11 protein-coding genes and 1 pseudogene are annotated in these 18,105 nt (G+C 64.0%); 3 read left to right on the top strand and 9 right to left on the bottom strand.

What is annotated here, in order from left to right; translation table 11 throughout:
• The first annotated feature begins 148 nt into the window (after positions 1 to 148).
• Positions 149 to 685, top strand: coding sequence for an OmpA family protein (locus tag FJ414_RS08055; protein WP_181181562.1), 537 nt, complete (start codon positions 149 to 151; stop codon positions 683 to 685).
• 344 nt (positions 686 to 1,029) lie between these two features.
• Here FJ414_RS08055 and FJ414_RS08050 read toward each other — a convergent pair whose 3' ends face one another.
• The 9 genes and pseudogenes from FJ414_RS08050 to tagH all read right to left on the bottom strand — a co-directional run bounded on the left by FJ414_RS08050 (position 1,030) and on the right by tagH (position 15,037).
• Positions 1,030 to 1,245 (bottom strand): hypothetical protein, encoded by a 216-nt coding sequence (locus tag FJ414_RS08050; protein ID WP_140643195.1) that lies wholly within the window; start codon positions 1,243 to 1,245, stop codon positions 1,030 to 1,032.
• Positions 1,246 to 1,436: 191 nt separating this feature from the next.
• Positions 1,437 to 2,148: pseudogene (locus FJ414_RS08045) on the bottom strand (IS5 family transposase).
• A 138-nt stretch (positions 2,149 to 2,286) separates the two neighbouring features.
• The gene (locus FJ414_RS08040; RefSeq protein ID WP_140643193.1) at positions 2,287 to 4,728 is read right to left on the bottom strand and encodes a M23 family metallopeptidase; all 2,442 of its coding nucleotides are present in this window, start codon (positions 4,726 to 4,728) and stop codon (positions 2,287 to 2,289) included.
• A complete protein-coding gene (locus tag FJ414_RS08035) occupies positions 4,725 to 5,219 on the bottom strand; it encodes a DUF1036 domain-containing protein (protein WP_181181561.1) in 495 nt (164 codons plus the stop codon). The genes FJ414_RS08040 and FJ414_RS08035 overlap by 4 nt, the downstream gene beginning before the upstream one ends.
• A gap of 11 nt (positions 5,220 to 5,230) precedes the next feature.
• A complete protein-coding gene (locus FJ414_RS08030; protein WP_140643191.1) occupies positions 5,231 to 7,708 on the bottom strand; it encodes a serine/threonine-protein kinase in 2,478 nt (825 codons plus the stop codon).
• Entirely contained in the window at positions 7,705 to 8,484 is a 780-nt protein-coding gene (locus FJ414_RS08025) for a PP2C family serine/threonine-protein phosphatase (protein WP_140643189.1), read from the bottom strand. The genes FJ414_RS08030 and FJ414_RS08025 overlap by 4 nt, the downstream gene beginning before the upstream one ends.
• Before the next feature lie 117 nt (positions 8,485 to 8,601).
• Positions 8,602 to 12,129, bottom strand: coding sequence for a type VI secretion system membrane subunit TssM (gene tssM, locus FJ414_RS08020; RefSeq protein WP_181181560.1), 3,528 nt, complete (start codon positions 12,127 to 12,129; stop codon positions 8,602 to 8,604).
• Positions 12,129 to 13,688 carry a type VI secretion system protein TssL, long form gene (gene tssL / locus FJ414_RS08015; protein WP_348639997.1) on the bottom strand — a complete coding sequence of 520 codons (1,560 nt, stop codon included), beginning with the start codon at positions 13,686 to 13,688 and terminating at the stop codon, positions 12,129 to 12,131. Before tssL ends, tssM begins: the two co-directional genes overlap by 1 nt.
• 269 nt (positions 13,689 to 13,957) lie before the next feature.
• Positions 13,958 to 15,037 (bottom strand): type VI secretion system-associated FHA domain protein TagH, encoded by a 1,080-nt coding sequence (tagH, locus tag FJ414_RS08010; protein ID WP_140643185.1) that lies wholly within the window; start codon positions 15,035 to 15,037, stop codon positions 13,958 to 13,960.
• A gap of 307 nt (positions 15,038 to 15,344) precedes the next feature.
• Here tagH and tssI point away from each other — a divergent pair, with 307 nt between their 5' ends.
• Both tssI and FJ414_RS08000 read left to right on the top strand, forming a co-directional pair.
• Positions 15,345 to 17,669, top strand: a complete 2,325-nt coding sequence (gene tssI, locus FJ414_RS08005) for a type VI secretion system tip protein TssI/VgrG (protein WP_140643183.1) — start codon at positions 15,345 to 15,347, stop codon at positions 17,667 to 17,669.
• A gap of 7 nt (positions 17,670 to 17,676) precedes the next feature.
• On the top strand, positions 17,677 to 18,102 hold the full coding sequence (locus FJ414_RS08000) for a DUF6484 domain-containing protein (RefSeq protein WP_140643181.1): 426 nt from the start codon (positions 17,677 to 17,679) through the stop codon (positions 18,100 to 18,102).
• Positions 18,103 to 18,105: the final 3 nt, after the last annotated feature.

The raw sequence follows: 18,105 nt of genomic DNA, 5'->3' as shown, positions 1-18,105 counted from the left end.
CAAGCACTCAAGCCTTTAGGCGAGAGCCGGTCAAGCCTTAGCTTCTAGCAGGTGGCGGCCGTTGGCAACGTGCGCTTGGTCACAGACAATCGTTTCAAGATTTGATATAGTCCGCGCCAGCGAAACCCGCTCAACAGGAGAGACGGTCATGCGGTGGGGCAGCTCAGCCTTGGCATTGGCGACCGTGCTTTTTTCAACGCACGTTTACGCCGATCCGCTTCAGAAATCGGAAGACATCGTAAAATACTTCGCCGGCCAGGGTAATCTTGGCGCGTCACGCGGCATCTGCGTCGGCACCGAGGAAGAGTGCAAGAGCAAGGCCGAGAAGAACGAGGCGCCGCCTCAAAAGGCCGGCCTCGACATGATGATCAATTTTGCCCTGGATTCGGCCCAGCTCGACCAGACCGCGCGCACGGAACTGGACGAGTTCGCCAAGGCGCTGAAGGACAACCGGCTGAGCACGTTCACCTTCGTCGTCGAAGGCCACACCGACGCGACCGGTACGGATCGCTACAACCAGGACCTGTCGCAGCGAAGGGCGCAATCGGTGGCGGCCTTCCTGGCGGCGAACGGCGTTCAATCTACCCGGCTCGAGCCGATCGGCCTGGGCAAGTCGCATCCGCGCGTCGCCAATCCCTACGATCCGGTCAACCGCCGGGTGGAAATGCGGATCAGGACGCAATAGGGCGGCCGGCCCAGGCCAGTCAGCTCATAGCGATTTGCCGATGCGGGCGCTGCCGACAGGCCAGCTCTCATCGTCGATCGGTTCTTGAGTGCGCCCACCGCAATAGCCTGGCGGTCTTGCACAGCCGAAGCCTCCGCGGCATTGGACCGTGCAGCGATTTACCACTCATTCACGATATTAGCGCAACCTGATATTCGGTCATGCTGGTACAGCGTACATGCCCAAAGCCCTAAAGCGCGTCGCGTCGAAACGGATTCACGCGACGCGCTTTAGGTCGTTACTTGATGCATGTCGTTGTCGCAAAACCGAGGTCATTTTGCGCGACATGCATTAGCGCCGATCCTTCAGCGCTGGGGCTTTTTACGCATGATCCATTCGACTATGTTGGGGTCGACATAATCGTCTCCGGTCACGATACGGACCAGCTTCGTTGCGCGCGGCCGCCATTGATCTTCAGGAACCTTGTCTTCGTCGACCCAGCGCTTGAACGCTTCGCGCATGACGTCGAATTCGAAGTATGAACCGTTGTCGTTGGATTGCTTTTTGACCATGGCGGGCAACGTCGAATTCGCTGAAATGTTCCAGCCTCAGATGCGAGCCTCGCCACTTGCCCGAACCGTTAACGATATTGTTGCTCTGCGGATCACCATAACATGAGTGAATCCTAATGGAGGTTTTGTGGATGGTGCGGCGATGGCAGGCAGCGCGGTTCCGTCCATACGCAGTTCGTCAAACTAGGGCCTGTTGATATTCATCTGGAGCTTATGATGGCGGCGGCGAGATGGACGAAGGCGGAGAAGCTCTGGTCGGTTTTATCGGCGCGCATGGCGATACGTTTGAACTCTTTGAGTTTGCAAAAGAAATTCTCGATCAGATGACGCCATTTGTACATCTCGATGTCGAAGGGAAGTGGCTTGGCTCGTCGCGGATGCTGCGAGATGACGATCTTAGCGCCGCGTTGGTTGAGATCGGCGATGATAGAGTTGCTGTCGAAGGCTTTGTCGGCGATCAGAGCGTCGAAGGAGAGGCCGTTGATGAGCGGTTCGACGCCGACCGTATCGAAACGCTGACCCGGCAGGAGGACAAAGCGCACGAGATTGCCGAGGGCGTCCGTGAGCGCCCGGATTTTGGTAGTCATGCCGCCTTTGGAGCGGCCGATGGCCTGGCTCTGAGTCCCCTTTTGCGCCTTGGCCATGGCGGTGAACCTTGACGATGGTGGCATCGACCATGGCGTACTCCATATCCGGTTCTTCGGAGCAGGCCTCGAAAAGCCGAACGAAAACATCGGCTTTGACCCAATTGCAGTATCGCGTGAAGACGGTGTTCCACTTGCCGAAAAACGGCGGCAGATCACGCCACGGACTTCCTGTCCGCGCGATCCAAAGCACCGCTTCGACGAACAGGCGGTTGTCCTTAGCGCTTCGTCCCGGGTCCCTCGGCTTGCCCAGGCAATGCGGTTCCATCATCGCCCATTGGGCGTCAGTCAGCACGAATCGTTCCATCCGAAGCTTGAATCATGATCAAGCCCGATGTGGAATCCTGAATATCAACAGGTCTTAGTCACCCCGCGTCGAAAAACGCTGTTGCTGGTGAACCGAGAACTAGCCGGGCTCCAGCGTATCCTGAATCGAACCTATCAACGCGGTGATCGCCTGCTTGTATTTCTCGAACTCCGGCGATGTCTGCCGGACTTCGGTCGTGGTTGTCGTCGGCTGGCCCTGGTCGGTGACCACGCGCGGCGCTTTCTGCCCCATTTTCCGCTCGGCCCAGTCCACGACATAACTGGCGGTCTTGCCGGTGAGGAACGGATTGGCCTGGATGACGGCTGATCCGAGAACCGCGGTCAATTGCGACGAACCCGGCGCCGCCAGCACCTGATGCGCCCCTTCCATGCCGAGGAAATGGCAAAGATAGAGGCGTCCGGCGGTGATCTGGTGGCCGCGGGCGCGCAGATAGGCTTCCCCTTCGCGCGCCAGGTTGCGCACCATTTCACGCGACAGCGTGGCGTCGTAGCGAAGCGCAAGCAGATCGGCGGTCGACAGCGAGCGGGCGAGGTCGGGCCGATAGGTGTTCATCATCCGGATCCAGGTCTTGGAGATGAACTGGCCGGCGCCGGTTGCCGAGGAAAGCGGGTTCTTGGCTCGCGCACTGCCGCCGCTTTCGACATGCACGATCCGGTCGGTCAGCGTCTCGACCGCGGCATCGCCGGAGCCGCCGGAACTGACGGACACGGCGGTAGCGACCGAGGTGACCGTCCCCAGCGGGTCGATCGCCTCGCCGTTCTGGTAGAGCTCGAAATGCAAATGCGGGCCGGTCGAAAGCCCCGTAGTGCCGATATAGCCGATGACGTCGCCGGCCTTCACCTTGGTGCCGACGCCGCTGGCGATCGCGAATTTCTGCATATGCGCGTAGCGCGTCTCGCGGCCGTTGGCATGCGTGATCTTCACCAGATTGCCATAGCTGCCGCCATCGCCCTGGAACGAGATCTCGCCGTCGAAGGCGGCCATGATCGGCGTGCCGACCGGCGCCGCCCAGTCGACGCCCTTGTGGATTCGAACCGTGCCCAGGATCGGATGCTTGCGCGGGCCGAAGGTCGAGGTCATCACCCCGGCGACCGGCGTGACCATGCCGTTGGTGACGGTCAGCGAGCGGACCTGGTCGTCGCCGGTCACACAGGCATATTGGCCGTCGCTCTGCTGGAAGACGAAACAGTCGAGGCTCTTGTCCGTGCCCTGGACACCGACATAGAGCACCCGCCCGGAGATATCGCCCTGGCCGCGCGGCGTCTGCGAATAGATCAGCACCAGGCGCTGGTCCTCGCTGGCGAAGGCGTCGAGGTCCTGTCCCCGCGACAGATACATGATCGCCTCGCCGATGACGCTGGTCGGCACCTTGTTGCGCGCCGCGGTCGAGTAGATCGCGTCGAGCAAGCGGTACTGCCGCTTGGGCCCGCCCTGGTCGGAAGCGCCGGAATAGTTGAAGAGGTCCTCGCGCACCCAGGGGTCGACGCCCGACACGAAGGCGCCGGCTGCATTGCGTGTCAGCGTGCCGACATAGACGTTCCTCGCGTAGATGGAGACCTGCATCAGCGACATGGTCGTCGTCTCGCGATTCGGCCGGAACCCGCGCATGGCCACGACAAAGCCGGACTCCAGCCCGTCGCGGTTGAACAGCGTCTTCAGCGCTTCGCCCGCAAGCTTCGCGTCGTCGGCGGAGAAATGCGCGTCGAGCGCCACGCTGTCTAGGCTGCGGTCGTTGAGGATCTTCACGAAGGTGTCCTCGGTCGCCTCGAAGCGCTGGTATTCGCTGGCGACGGTCGCAACGGTCGTGTTGTTCTCGATCGCGGTTTTCGTGAAAGCCGGGAGTGCTGCCTCCCCTTGGTCGATGGTCTCGCCCCAGCCTGCCTCTGGATCGTCGGCATCTGCCTTGGGCGCCGAGCCGGCATCGCTTTCGTCCGGCGCCGCCTGGAGATCATTCTGCAGGTCGCCCTGCGGATCGCCCTGTTGATCGTCCGGCGCCGCGGCCGGAGCGGGCGGGGCCGGTTGCTCATCTCCCGGCTCCGTTGCCGAAGGCTTCGGAGCTGCCTGCCGCTGTGCCTGGAAGAAGGCGAAATCCTCCTGCGTCGACGGGATCGTCGTCATGAACTTTTCGCTGGCGCTCAGCATCACGTCGGACAGGATTTCGATCTGCGGCGAAGCCCCGGAACTGTCGAGCTCGGCTGGACGCGCTACGGTCTTGCCCTTTGTCGCGGTGTCGGCATCGGGCGCCAGCGTGATCCACATCGGATCGCCGGCCAGATCGATGATCGCCGGCACATAGACCGAGGCGTCGGGCGGCACGTCTTCCATGCCCTCGACGGGATGCAACTCTTCGTCCTCGTCGCCGAACGACCAGTAGTCCCTGGTCAGGTAGAAGCCGGTGGCTAAGGCGACGACTGCGAGCGTGGCAAGGCCGGCAAGGGCCCGCCGCCAAAGCTTGCGCCGTTGCGCGGCCAGGCGCGCCTGCTTCTTCTGTCTGAAGCTCGTGTCGATCGCGTGCGTCACGGGCTGTTTCCGGTCAGGAAATAGGTCCAGCGCACCTGCTCGAGCGTGTCGACCTCGACGAAGCGCGCCGCGATATGGCCGCGCTGCCAGCACTCGTCGATGCCGCGGATCGAGAAGCGCCGCCGGTCGATGCACATCTCGGTCGAGCCGTTGAGGATCGCGTGGCCGAAGACGTCCGTCGCGTAGAGATAGATATAGCGGTTGGTCAGTTCCTCGCGGATGACGTTGACGCACTGGTTGGCGCCGATCGTCCACCAGCCGTCCGTCTGGTCGGCATTGTCGACCTTCTGTCCGACGGCGAGATTGACGACGTCGAGCGTCTGGTTGCAGACGGTGAATTCGGCATGCGCCTTGCCGGGCGAAAGGATCGAGAACAACGCCGCGCCAAGCAGCGCGGCAAGCGTCGTGCGGCCCGGGAACGGCGATCGGAGCCGGCTACGCTGCTTGCGTGGCGGGGGCTGGTGCAAAGAACGCAAGGTGCGAAGGTTCATCGGCGTTCATGCTATCCGCCAAGCCGGAAATAGGTGGCCGTGGCGGAGAACTGCGATCCGTCGGACTCGATCTCCTCGAGGATCCTGGGCAAAAGCTCCGAGGCCGGCGTCGGCCTGGAGAACATGGCGGCCTGGATGTCCTTGGGCCCGGTGATCACCAGCATGATCTGCGGCACCGCCTTGCCGGCTGCCTTGTCCGCGGCGGCGAGGCCGATCGGGATGTTGAAGGTCACCTTGTCGGTTTGCGGCACCATGCGGTCGTCGAGATTGAACGCCACGCCCTTGTGGTCGATCAGCATGATGTTCGAGACGAGCCCGCCGCCCGTATAGAGCGCGCCGCTGATCGGCGAGCCGTCCGGGACCGATGTCCGGTCCAGCACAAGCTGCGGCTTCGCGGCCGAGCTCCGGTCGAGGAAGCGAAGGAAGGTGGGCACTCCGCACTGGGACAGGGTGATGAGGCGCACGCTGATGTCCGGCTCGATATGGAACCTCGTCTGGAAATCGCTGAGCAAATGTTCGAAGGGCTGGACCGCCGTCCCGTATCCCTCGATCGCGGGGGAAGCGCCAGGTTCCGATGTCACGTTCGCGTAAAAACAGCTGCCGCCGCTGAAATCGCGAACCCAGGAGCGCTGGTCGTTCCACTTGGCCGTGTCCTCTTCCAGTGACGGAAGCGCCGGCTTTGGCACATTGATGGCGACGTCAGTGTCCGGCTGTTTGGTCGCCGGCGGCTGCGGTTGCTGCGCCGGCTGTGCTGGCGCTGTCGGCATTTCCGGCGGGTTGGCTGTCGGGGTCTGTGCCTTAGGCTCGGCCGGCGGGGTGGTCGGCTGCGCCGGCGCCGGACTCTCCGGAGCGGGGGGCGGGGAAGCGTTCGGCTTGGGCAGCTTGGAAAGCATGTCAACGAGGTCTTTTACGCTGGGCTTGGCTGCCGGCGGATTCGCCTCCTGCGCCGGCTTGTTCTCAGCCGCCTGGCTCGGTTCCGGCGTCTTGACCACCGGTTCGCTCGTCGGCTGCGCCGGCTTCTGGCTTTCGGCGGCCGTTGGTGCGGGAGCCGGCGACTGCTGCGCCAGGGGTTGCACGGGTTTGGTCCCGACCTGAGGCGTCTGGTTTTTTGCCTCGCTCTTCGGCTGAGCGGCAGGTGGCGTCGGCTTCTCGACGGTGGCGGCGCCGTTAGTTTTCGGCGATTCCAGCTGAGGCGCGGACGGCGTCTGCGGTTGGGGCTTCGGCGCTTCCGGCTGCTGCGCTTCGGCCACTGGTTTGGCGGCTTCGGCGACCGGCTTCGGTGTCAGCGGTGTGGATTTTTCCGTCACCGGCGGAGGCGCCAGGACGCCGCTGAAATAAAGGCCGCCCCCAGCCAGCACAGCCAGCGCCGCAACGCCGCCGGCGATGACGGGTATCCGTGAAGCCTTTCGCGGCGCAGCCGGTGCGGTCGCAGATGCGCTCGCCGGAGCGGCAGCCGGTGCGGGCCGTTGCTCCGACAGGTATGCAGGGCGCACATGCTCGACGAAGCGCGGCTCGCCGGGAGGCGTCGGCGGCTGGGGCTGGGAGTCCGGCGGCGCCGTCCACCCGGCGCGCGGCAAACCGGAGCGTTCGCGTGCGCCAAACGACACCGGCGGCGGCAATGTCGCCTCGAGATCCTCGCCGCGCGTCGCCCGGGCGATCTCGCTCATGCTGGCAGGCCGGTCGCGCGGATCCGGCTGCAGCATGGCCGAGATCAAGTCGTGGAAATCGGGATCGATATCCGACAGGTCCGGCACGGTCCGGCGCTTCTCGATGACCTCGTATTGCGACCCGCTCATGTCGAGCGGCTTTCCGCGCAGTGCCGCGGCCAGCACCAGCCCAAGGCTGTAGATATCGGATTGCTCGCTGACCTCGCCGCCATAGAGACCGAGCTGCTCGGGCGAAACATAGTTGTATTTGCCGGCGAATTTTCCGCCGATCAGCGTTTCGCCGCCGACGGTCGCCGAGCGCGCGATGCCGAAATCGATGATCTTGGCGCGCTCCACCCGGCCGCCGGGCAGGATGATGTTGTCCGGCGAGAGGTCGCGGTGCACGGCGCCCGCCTGATGCACGGCGCTCAAGCCGGAGGCGAGGCGATGGCAAAGCCGGCGCACATCGTCCCCCTGCATCGGTCCGCGCCGCATGACGTCGAACAGCGACTCGCCGTCGACGAACTCCATCGCGAGATAGGGACGGCCGATCCCCGTATCGATGGTGAAGACGTGGTAGCGCACCACTGCGTCATGCGACAGATGGTTGAGGATCGACGCCTCCTTGCGGAACAGCGACAGGATCGTCTGGTCGCGCGCGAATTCTGGCAGCACGATCTTGATCGCCACGTGGTCGCCGGTCTGGATGTTGTGGCCGCGATAGACTTCGCCCATGCCGCCGGAGGCGATCCTCTCGTCGAGCTCGTAAATGCCGCTGAGCTGCGTGCCCACCCCGGTATAGATGACGTTCGTCGAAATCCGCGTCTTGTCGTCGTCGCTCATCTGGCCTGGCCCTCCACTGCGGACCGATCCGGATGGAGCGCGCCGTTGCGCCCGCCGCCGATCTTCACGAGTACAATGGTCACATTGTCGGTTCCGCCGCGCGTCAGCACCATGTCCAGCAGGATCTGGCAGGCCGCCCGCGGCGTGGCGGATTTGACCGCGGCCTCGATTTCGGCGTCGCTGACATGCGCGGTCAGTCCGTCGGTGCCCAGGACGAAAACATCGCCTGCCATCAGCTCGCCCTGCTGGAAATCGATCTCGAGCTCGTCGCTGACGCCGACCGCATGCGTGATCACGTTGCGGCGCGGCCAGGTGCGCGCTTCCTCCGCGCTGATCATGCCGCGGTCGAGCAATTCCTGCACCTCGGTGTGATCCTTCGAAACCTGGAAGATCGAGCCGTTGCGCACGAGATAGATGCGGCTGTCGCCGGCCCACAGGCAGGCGAAACGTCCATCCATGGCAAGCAGGGCCGCGAAAGTGGAGCCGATGGTGACGCCGCGCGATCGCGATATGTCGCGGATCTCGGCATTGGCGCGGCTGAGCCGGTCCTCGAAGCGGGCGCGAAGGTCCGGCGCGGAGCTCGCAATGCCGATCGTTGCCAGATGGTCGACGATGCTGGCCGAGGCGACTTCACCCGCCTCATGCCCGCCCATGCCGTCGGCCACCACCCAGAGCCCGGTCTGCGGTTCGATGAGGTAATTGTCCTCGTTGTGATCGCGCACGCAGCCCTTGTGGCTCACGCCGAAGCTTTCGATGGGGAGGGCGACAGTGCTCAATTTGCCACCAAGCGCTTCGCGAGCGTCCTCTGTGACCAGCCACGGGCCGCGTGCCCAGGCCACTCTGCCACAAGCGTATACATTAGAGTACCGAAATGAAGGCTCGCTCCAGCCATGTCAGAACGCCTTCGGACAGCTGAAGCCGGACAAGGCAGGCAGCAGCAGGGGATTGGCGCCCGAGCCGACCTGGATCGTGTAGGCGACATCACGTCCGCCGATCACGAAGCGGGCTTCCGTGTTGGCGCCGTCGCCGGTGATGGTCGCCTTGTCGAAAAGCCGCTTCAACGCCCACGGCCCTTCGAATTTGAGCGCGGACTCGCGGCCGGGCATTTCCGGCACGAGGCTGAGGCTCGCCGATCCGGAAGCGGCGCCGCTCGGCCATGTCACGATGCTCGGAGCGTTGCCGGCCTGGGCGCTCTGGACCGTCTGCCCGTCGACATTGAGCACAGCGCTGTCGACTTCGCTGTTCACCGAGGTGGGGGTGATGGTGATCGAGACCGAAGGCACCGAGCCGCCGGAAGGAAAGAAGGTGTTACGGATTTCCGCGGCCGACTGGAACGCTTTCAAGGTCGACTTCGCAAGATCGCGGCTGGAGCGGGCGTCCTGTTTCCAGGTCCATTCCTGGCCGGTCATGTCGATCAGCGGCGCAAGATTCTGCGCGAAGAAACGGTCCATCAGCCCGCCCGGCGCGAACAGCTTGGTGAAATCCGCCATCGAGATCTCGTCTGTGCCGTCGCGGGTGAAGGGATAGCGGCCATTGACCGCCTCCTCGCAGGCGCGCGTCACCATCTGGTCGAGGTTCTGGTTGAGGTTGGCGACTGAGGTCTCGGCGACATTGCCTTCGAACTCGTCCGCCGCCGCGTTGACCATGCGCGCCAGCGGCTTCGGCAGGCGCGAGACATTGGCGCGCAATGTCGAGATCTGCAGCTGCAGGTTGGCGTTGACGCGCTCGGTCTGTGTGGGGACATCGGCCGCGAGCTTCAGGCTCTGGAAGATGTCGTGGAAGTTCTGCGTCAGCGCATCGAGCGGTCGGCGTCCGGCGGCTCCGCCGACCAGCGCCTGGAACGAGCGGAACTGCGCCTCGACGCTCGCGCCGGCATTCTGCGCGACGGCCGAGCTTGCGCCGGCGCGGCTTTGCGACTTGCCGCCGGCGATCTGGAGGCCGATGCGGGCGAGGCCTTTGGCCATGCTGGCGGGGTCCTGCTGCGCCGTGCCGGTATCGCCCTCGGCGGCGCTGTCCTTCGTCAATGCGGTTTCATCGGCGATCGCGGTGAAGAGCTGGTCGAGAGGCGAGTCCGGCGCGGCGACGGCCGAGAGCGCCAGATATTGCGGCTTGTCCTTCAGCATTGCCTTGAGCTTCAGCTGGTCGAGCACGCCGTTCCAGGCGGCGGCGAATTCCTTGCCGTAGCGGTCGATGAGCTCGGGGCCGAGCTTGGGCAGGTCCTGGTCGATGCCGCCCTGTTCGCCGCCGCCGCCAAGCACCCATTGATCGTCCACGAGCATCTGCGCGATGCGCGACAGCTGCGGCAGGAAGAAGCTATTGAACCCGCCGCGCGTATAGAGGCCGGTGACCTGAAGATCGGCAAGCTCGCTGCCGTCCGTGCGTTCGAACAGCAACTGCGCTTCCGGACCGGCTCTCGCGGCGATGGAGAAGTCCTTGAGCCTTGCGGCGTAGACCGCCGACTTGATCTGCGCCCAGGCGCGGTCGGTGAGGCTCATGCGTCCGAGCGAGCGCTGCGCGGCCTCCACCAGCGGCTGGTTGAGCTCGAAGACCGGATCATAGGCGTCGTCGAGCGCAAGCATGGCGCGCAGGTGCTTTTCGAGCTGCGCGCGGCCCTCGCGGTTGTTCTCGCCAGGGTAGCGGTTCTCCTCCCAATCCTGCTTCATCCAGGAGACAACCAGTTCGTCGTCGACCTTCGGCGCCTTGCCGCCCAGCATCAGGTAGATCTTTAAAGGCTCGTAGAGCGCCACGGGGTCGGCCATCCTGGCCTGGATCGTCCGCTCCGCCTGCACCAGCAGCCGCGAGCGGAAGGTTCGCTCCAGCGCTTGCCGGTAGGCGGTCTTGGAGGCCGACAACAGCCTCTCGCGCTGGCTGAGCCCGAACGTCTCCTCGATCGGCTTTGCCTGGTCGCCGTTTTCGAAGCCGGCCGGCAGATTGCGCAACTGGTCGAGCGGACCGATGACGTTTTCGAGGTCGACGTCGGTCACCGTCGTGCTGTTCAGCAGCGTATCGGCGCTGTCGCGATAATGCGCCATGGCCTGCCTTGTGGAGGCGATCAGCTGCTTGTTGGCGAAGAAGCTGAGGCCCAGCACGCCGAGCGCCGCCAAAGCCGCCAGCGCGATCGCGGCGAGGCCGCCGAACCTCGCGAGCTTGGCGCGCCGCTCGGAGGCCCTGTCGAACGAGACCCAGCCCGATTCCGGGAAGATCACTTTGACCAGCAGATCATGCAGGAAGAAGCTCTTGCCGGCGCCGGAGAGATGCGCTTGCGAAGCACTACCGAAACTGCGGCCGATCGCGCCCAGCACCTGATCGAAAGGCGTCCCTTCCTGGGTGCCCGAGGAGAAATAGAGCCCGCGCAGGCTGACATTGACCTGTGACCGCGAGGTGTCGAACAGGCTGCCGACGAACTGCGTTATCCGGTTCTTCAGCGCGCCGAACTGCGCCGGGAAGCCGAATAGCGTGATCCGCGCCACCGGGTCGGCCTCTTCCTGCAGGCGGTCGGCGACCTCTTCGGCGAGCCGCTTCGCCAGTTCGTCGAAGGCTGCGGGCGCCTCGCCGGCCATGTTCCTGGTGCGGTCGGCCGTCTGGAATGTCGCGCCCCACACCTTGCGCCTGCGCGCCTCGTCGAAATCGCCGAAATAATCCATGAAGCCGCGGATGAGATCGGCCTTGGTAAAGAGCAGATAGACCGGGAATTGGATATTCAGCGTCTCGTGGAGTTCGCGCAGGCGGCTTCGGATCTCGGTGACATGCGCGTCGAGCTGCCGGTCGTCGAAGCCGATCAGGTCGGCAAGGCTGATGGCAAGGATCACGCCGTTGATCGGTTGCCTGGTGCGGTGTTTCTTGAGCAATCCCAGGAAGGCGAGCCAGCTTGCCTTGTCGCGCTCGCGGTCCGACTCCTGCGTCGTATAGCGGCCGGCCGTGTCGATCAGCACCGCCTCGTCGGTGAACCACCAGTCGCAGGACCGCGTGCCGCCGACGCCGGCCACCGGCTGCGCGCTGCCGGAGCCGGCAAGCGGAAACTTCAGTCCGGAATTGACCAGCGCCGTCGTCTTGCCGGCGCCGGGCGGGCCGATGACGATGTACCAGGGAATGTCATAGAGGAAATTGCGCTTGCCGCTCGTCCGCTTCAGCGTCGCGATCGCTTCGCTCATGCGCGCTTCGAGCACCTGTGAATCGTCGTTGCGCTCGTCGCTGCGCACGATCGCCGTTTCGAGCGCCTTTTGTGCCTTGCGCCGCTGCCAGAAGCGGACCCCGTAGAACAGCGCGAGCGCCACGATGGTGACGCCGATGATCGTGGCCCTGAGCCACGCAGGCGCAAACGGGCGTGTGTCGGCGAAGCGGATCAGCGGTCCGGCATACCAGACCGCCGCCGAGAAACCGGCAAGCGCAAGCAGGCTGAAGATCCGCGGCGTCCAGCGCATCAGTTGCCGTTCTCCGCGGAGCCGTTCTGCAAGGTCTCCTGTTTCGGGATCATCATGGCGACGCGGCGGTTCTTGGCGCGGCCGTCCGCCGTGCCATTGTCGGCGATCGGCTCGTCCTCGCCCTTGCCGTCGGCACTGAGCCGCGACGGGTCCTTCAATTGCGTGGCCACCAGCGCCTGGACGGCCTTCGCCCGGGCGACGGAAAGATCGAAATTCGATTTGAACGTGCTCGACTTCTTTGGTTTCACATTGTCGGTGTGGCCGACGATCTTGATCGGCCCGGGTTCGGCGTCGAGCGCCGTGGCGATGGCGGCCGCGATCGGCTGGAATTGCGGCTTCAGCTCCGCCTGGCCGGGAGCAAACAGAAGCTGGTTGTTGATCTCGACGACGATGAACTCGCCCTTCTCGCCGACGCTCAGTCCGCCGCCGGCGATCTCCTTGGCAAGCGCCGCGCGGATGCGGTCGATCTGGGTGGCATCCGGAACCACGGGCGGCGGCGGGCTGGCTTGCGCCGGCTCAGTGGGCGCCGCCACGCTGGCGCGCTCTATGGTGACGGGCGTCGAGGGGTTGAGCGCCAGCAACTCGCCGGCGGTCGCATCGCCTTCGTCGGTGATCAGCACCCGCAGTCCGAAGAAGGCCGCCGTCACCAACGTCGCCGCGGCGGCCGCGACCGCCCAGAGCGGCAGCCGCGCCCTTGGCTTCGGCAATGCCGCAGCCATGCCCTGCCAGCGGGGCGAGACGTCGTCGCCGGCGCGCGGCTTGAAGTAACGCAGCGTGTCGTAGACGTCGCGCCGGACACGTTCGAGCGTGTTTCGCTCGCCCGCAAGCCCCCGATACTGGCCCTCGAAACCCAACGAAAGGCACGCATGCATCAGTTCGAGCAGGTTGTAATGCGCTTCCGGCTTGGCGAGGACGGTGTTCAGCGCTTCGTAGAAGCCGGCGCCCGTCGGCTGGGTCTGGAAGAACTGCGCCACAAGGCTGTGCTGAAGCCAGCTGTCCTTGCTCGGCCATGGCAGATTGCCGACAAGATCGTCGGCGGTTCCGCAAAGGGCGAATTTCGCGATTCGCGCGTCTTCCTCGGCTACGCCGGCTTTCGCGATTGCAAGCTCGAAGGTGTCGATCGCTTCGGCTATATGCTCCGCCAAGGGCGCCGCTTGCCGTTCGACCGGCATCAGCCGCAATTGGCCGAGAAGCATCAGCAGCGGCGCCGCGGCGGCAAGGATCGGATTAGCCGCGGCGTATCTCACGCCGCCGGCGGCGTCGAGCAGGGCATCCTGCTGCACCCCCGGCGCCGCATTGGCCTCTGCTCCCGGGGTAGGTCCCTGAAAGAGTACCGTTCCAGACGACCAGCCCGTAGGCATCTGCCGGCCGCCGCCGGGATCGAACACCGTCGATTCGCGGGAAGGCGATGGAGCGGACCGAACGCCTTCCGGACCGGAACTCTCGGCAGCCGCGAGCGGTCGTTGCTTCGGCCGCGGCGCGCGGATGACGGTTTTGCCCAGCGGCCTGGAGGGATCGTCCTTCGAGCTCATCGGCGACGACCCGCCGTCGAATTGCAACGAGCATGTCCTTGCCCGGCAAAGCGCGCTTCAGGCTGAGCCTCGGCGGGCCGCATGGAAAGGCACATCTCGCCGAAACATGACATTGCTGCACACGCCCCAAGCCACGCCGCGTTGCCCGCCAGGCAAGCATCCCTGTTCATTCTAATCGCCCGGGCATTCAATTGAAACGGGGCCGCCGATTGAAATCGGAAAGCAAGATGATCGAAGAGGCGGCTTCTTCTATGAGAACCGTCACATACAGCCGGCGCGGTCCGTGCCGATCCAGGCTATTTCTGCTTGTCGGCCTTGGCGTAGGCTTCGGCGAAATAGGCGAGGAAGACATCCAGCATGCCGTTCTCGTGCTTGTCTTCCATCGTCCGCCATGTCGCGACAAGCGCATCCCAGGCCTGGCTTTTCCTGGACGAGAAGGATGCCGGCGGAATTTTCTTGGCGATCGCCTCCGGCGACAGGTCGTCGAGCAACCGCGACAGCGCGGCCTGCATGGCGGCGTAGGTCGCGATTTCGTGCGCCTTCAGGTCGCGAAACGCGTCTTCGACACTATGCCTGGCGTCGAGATAGCCGGCCCTGCGCTTGGCGAACATGATCTCCAATATGTCGTCGATGCCCGGCACGAATTTCAACGGATTGTTGTCCTCGGCGCCGATCATCGTCCGGTTCGAACTCTTGGCGAGCACCTTTGCCGCCGCGCGCGCCTTGAGCAGCAGGGACAGTTGCTCGACAGTTGTCCTCAGCACGGAGCCGATCTCGGCCGCGACATCGTGCGGATCACGCGACTGCAGCAACTCCGGCGCGATGCCCGCCGCCTTGGCGATCTCCCGCAATATCGCGTCCGCCTCCGCGGGCCGGTTGGCTGGAACCGCCGGGCCAGGCTGCAGCGCCGAGGATGTCGAGACGGGCGCTGCCCCGGTTGGTCGCTGCTCCGCCGGATTGAAGAACGGCTCATGGCCGGGATCCAGGGGACGGCCGGTCGAGGACGGCAGCTCACGTTGCGTCGATCCTGTACTGGCCTGAGGATGTCCGGTCGCGGCTCGTTCGTCTTCGATCGAAACGCCGACGACATAACGGCCGATCAGCAGCCGGTCGCCCTGGGCCAGCCGGTGCGGCCCGCTCATGCGCTGGCTGGAACCGTTGATGAAAGTGCCGTTGCGCGAGACATCGTAGAGCCAGAACGAGCCCGCCTGATAGCGGACCTCGCAATGCCGGCCCGAGATGAACTTGTCCGGATCGGACAGCGTCCAGTCGCAATTCTCGCGACCGATCTCGAAGCTGCGGTCGCGGGCGGCGTAGCTGGCGGCGGTGCCGGCCGGCAGCCTGTCGACATTGCTGATCTGGAGAGAGATGAACATCCGGAAGCGTCGCCCAACTTGGTCAACAAATGCTTATTTTCCGCGCAATTCCAGGCGGAAACGCCAACGCACCTTTCCTGGAATTGCCTTGGCATTCTAGCAGCTTGCGAGCGCGGCGGGAGAGGAGCGTTTCACACCGGCGCATGGGCAGTTTAGCCACAGCTGTTATTTGGCCGCCGCCAAACATATGCTAGGCTGAAAGCAGTCCGGTGCGGTGGGCGTGAAAAGTTCCCGAACGTGATGCGGTTAACATAGCGGGGGCTTCAATCCATCATACTGGCGGCCGCGTCCAGGAGGGGCACGACCCATGCCGAACGAACGTGCCACGGTTGTACAGACGCCGGCTGGCGCCGACCTGACCTTCACCCATCTCGTCGGCCGCGATGAGATCAGCCGTTGTTTCGCCTATACGGTCGGCTTCGTGTCGAAGAATCGTGACGTCGATCCGCTGAAGATGCTGGGCGGCGTCGTTTCGGTCGAGGGCGAATCCGATCCGAAGCGCTGGTTCAGCGGCCTTGTGTCGGATTTCAAGCTTACCCGCATCGAGGACCGGCTGGCCTTCTATGAGGCAACCGTCAGGCCATGGTTCTGGTTCCTCGGCAACACCACCGATTGCCGCATCTTCCAGAACATGACGGCGATGGAGATCGTCGAGAAGATCTTCTCGAAATACGGCATCGCCAAATTCGAGAAGCGGCTGCAGGGGTCCTACCCCTCGCGCGAATATTGCGTTCAGTACGACGAGAGCGATCTCGATTTCGTGCAGCGGCTGCTCGAGCACGAAGGCATCTTCTATTTCTTCGAGCATGACGAGGGCAAGCACACGCTCATCCTCTGCGATGCGATGAGCAAGCTGAAGCCGGCGCCCGGCTACGAGAAGGTGCTTTACAATTTCGAGGGCCACGCCTCGCGGCGCGATGTCGAATACATCACCGAATGGATACCTGGCAGCGCGGTGCGCCCGGGCGCGTATGCCCATACGGACTATGATTTCGAGAAGCCGGGCGCCGATCTGATGGCGAAATCCGCCCAGCCCTTCGCCCATAAGGAAGCCTCGGGCGAGAACTACCGCCAGCCCGGCGCGCATCTCGATGTCGGGCGGGGCGATAAGATTGCCGGAATCCGCCGCGAGGAACTTCAGGCCGTGCACCAGCACAGCGCGGCGGTTGGCACGGTGCGCGGCCTTTTTTCCGGCTGCAAGTTCACGCTGGAGAGCTTTCCGCGCGACGACCAGAACCAGGACTATCTGGTCATCAGCGCCGAATACCGGCTGTTCGACCCGGGCTACCGGACCCAGAACGAGGCCCACAGCGAGAATTTCAAGGTGGTGCTCGGTGTGGCGCCCACCAAATTGCCCTATCGCCCACCGCGCATCACGCCGCGCCCGATCATGCGCGGGCCGCAGACGGCGACCGTCGTCGGACCTTCGGGCGAGGAAATCTTCACCGACAAATATGCGCGCGTGAAGGTGCAGTTCCACTGGGACCGGCTCGGCAAGAAGGACCAGAACTCCTCATGCTTCGTGCGCGTCTCGCAGACCTGGGCCGGCAGCGGTTGGGGCTTCATCCAGATCCCGCGCATCGGCCAGGAGGTCATCGTCGATTTCATCGAAGGCGATCCGGACCTGCCGATCATCACCGGCCGCGTCTACAACGCGTCGCAGATGCCGCCCTATGGTCTGCCGGGCAACGCCACGCAATCGGGCTGGAAGTCGAATTCCTCGAAAGGCGGCGGCGGTTACAACGAGCTGATGTTCGAGGACAAGGCGGGCTCCGAGCTGGTCAATTTCCAGGCCCAGAAGGACCACCATCTGCTGATCAAGCACGACCGCAACAAGACGGTCCAACACGACCAGTCCGACCGCATCGACCACGACGCCAAGCACTCCGTCGGCCACAACCTCGACGAGGACGTGGGCAACAACAAGACGGTCAAGGTCGGCGTCGACCAGACGACGAATATCGGGTCGAACGACACCGAGACGGTGGGCAAGAATCGTTCGCTGACCGTCCAGGCGAATGAGACCATCCACGTCGTCGCCAATTCGACCGAAAACATCGATGCCAACCATTCGCAGACGGTGGGGCTGAACCAGACGGTCACGGTGGGTATCGCGCGCGTCGACACGGTGGGCGCCGCCGAAGCGAGGACCGTGGTTGCCTCGCAGACGAATACGATTGGGGCGACACGGTCGGTGACCGTGGGCATCAATCAAAGCCACAGTATTGGCGCCGCGGATAGCTGGGATGTCGGTGCGGCGCAAACCGTCAATGTCGGCGCGGATCAGAGTTTCACCGTCGGAGGGGCACAGTCCTCCCAGATAGGCAAGGCACGAACAGCCAAGATCGGGGCGGATGACGGCACCGATGTCGGCGGGGCACATGCGCTCAAAGTTGGCAAGGGCAGCGGCATCGACATTGCCGAGGACAGTTCGATCAAGGTGGGCAAAAAGCTTGTCATCGAGGCAGGGGATTCGATCACGCTCAAATGCGGCTCAGCGTCGATCACGATGAAAAAGGACGGCACCATTGTCGCTGACGGGAAGGATATTACCCTCAAGGGCAGCGGCAAGATCACCGTCAAGGCCGACGGCGACGTGATCGTCAAGGGCAGCACGATCAACAACAATTGAGGGCATCATCATGGAAGTGCTGGAGCGTATCGACGGCGTCGTGATCGGCCTGCTTATCGGTTTCGAAGGCAGAGCGCCACTCGTGGTCTTCGTCGGCAATCCACACGAGACCGCGATTGCGGCGCGCAGCCTGACCGAACTGGACGTCGCGGCCATTGGTTCGGAACTAGCCCTTCTGTTCGAGGAGGGTGACCCGACGCGGCCGCTGGTCGTTGGACGCATCGTTGATCCGGCTCATAAGAACAGGGAGCTGCAAGTTGTGCGTGACGGCGAGCGCATCGTCATCACCGGCGATGAGCGCATAGAATTGCGCTGCGGCCTGGCATCGATCATTCTGGAGAAGAATGGCCGCGTGACCATTCGTGGCACCCAGTTGACCAGCCAGGCCAGCGGTACCAACCGCATTCGCGGCGGGGCTGTGCATCTCAACTGAGGC

It is taken from the genome of Mesorhizobium sp. B3-1-6 (genome assembly GCF_006439555.1).
Lineage (GTDB): Bacteria > Pseudomonadota > Alphaproteobacteria > Rhizobiales > Rhizobiaceae > Mesorhizobium.
Note: the sequence above shows the minus strand (reverse complement) of the source record. Positions and strands in the feature narration are given on the sequence as shown.

What these genes read in the sequence shown, in the direction of transcription:
- FJ414_RS08055 (WP_181181562.1), top strand. Translation starts at nt 149, where the DNA reads ATGCGGTGGGGCAGCTCAGCCTTGGCATTGGCGACCGTGCTTTTTTCA.
- FJ414_RS08035 (WP_181181561.1), bottom strand. Translation starts at nt 5,219, where the DNA reads ATGAACCTTCGCACCTTGCGTTCTTTGCACCAGCCCCCGCCACGCAAG.
- FJ414_RS08030 (WP_140643191.1), bottom strand. Translation starts at nt 7,708, where the DNA reads ATGAGCGACGACGACAAGACGCGGATTTCGACGAACGTCATCTATACC.
- tssM (WP_181181560.1), bottom strand. Translation starts at nt 12,129, where the DNA reads ATGCGCTGGACGCCGCGGATCTTCAGCCTGCTTGCGCTTGCCGGTTTC.
- tagH (WP_140643185.1), bottom strand. Translation starts at nt 15,037, where the DNA reads ATGTTCATCTCTCTCCAGATCAGCAATGTCGACAGGCTGCCGGCCGGC.
- tssI (WP_140643183.1), top strand. Translation starts at nt 15,345, where the DNA reads ATGCCGAACGAACGTGCCACGGTTGTACAGACGCCGGCTGGCGCCGAC.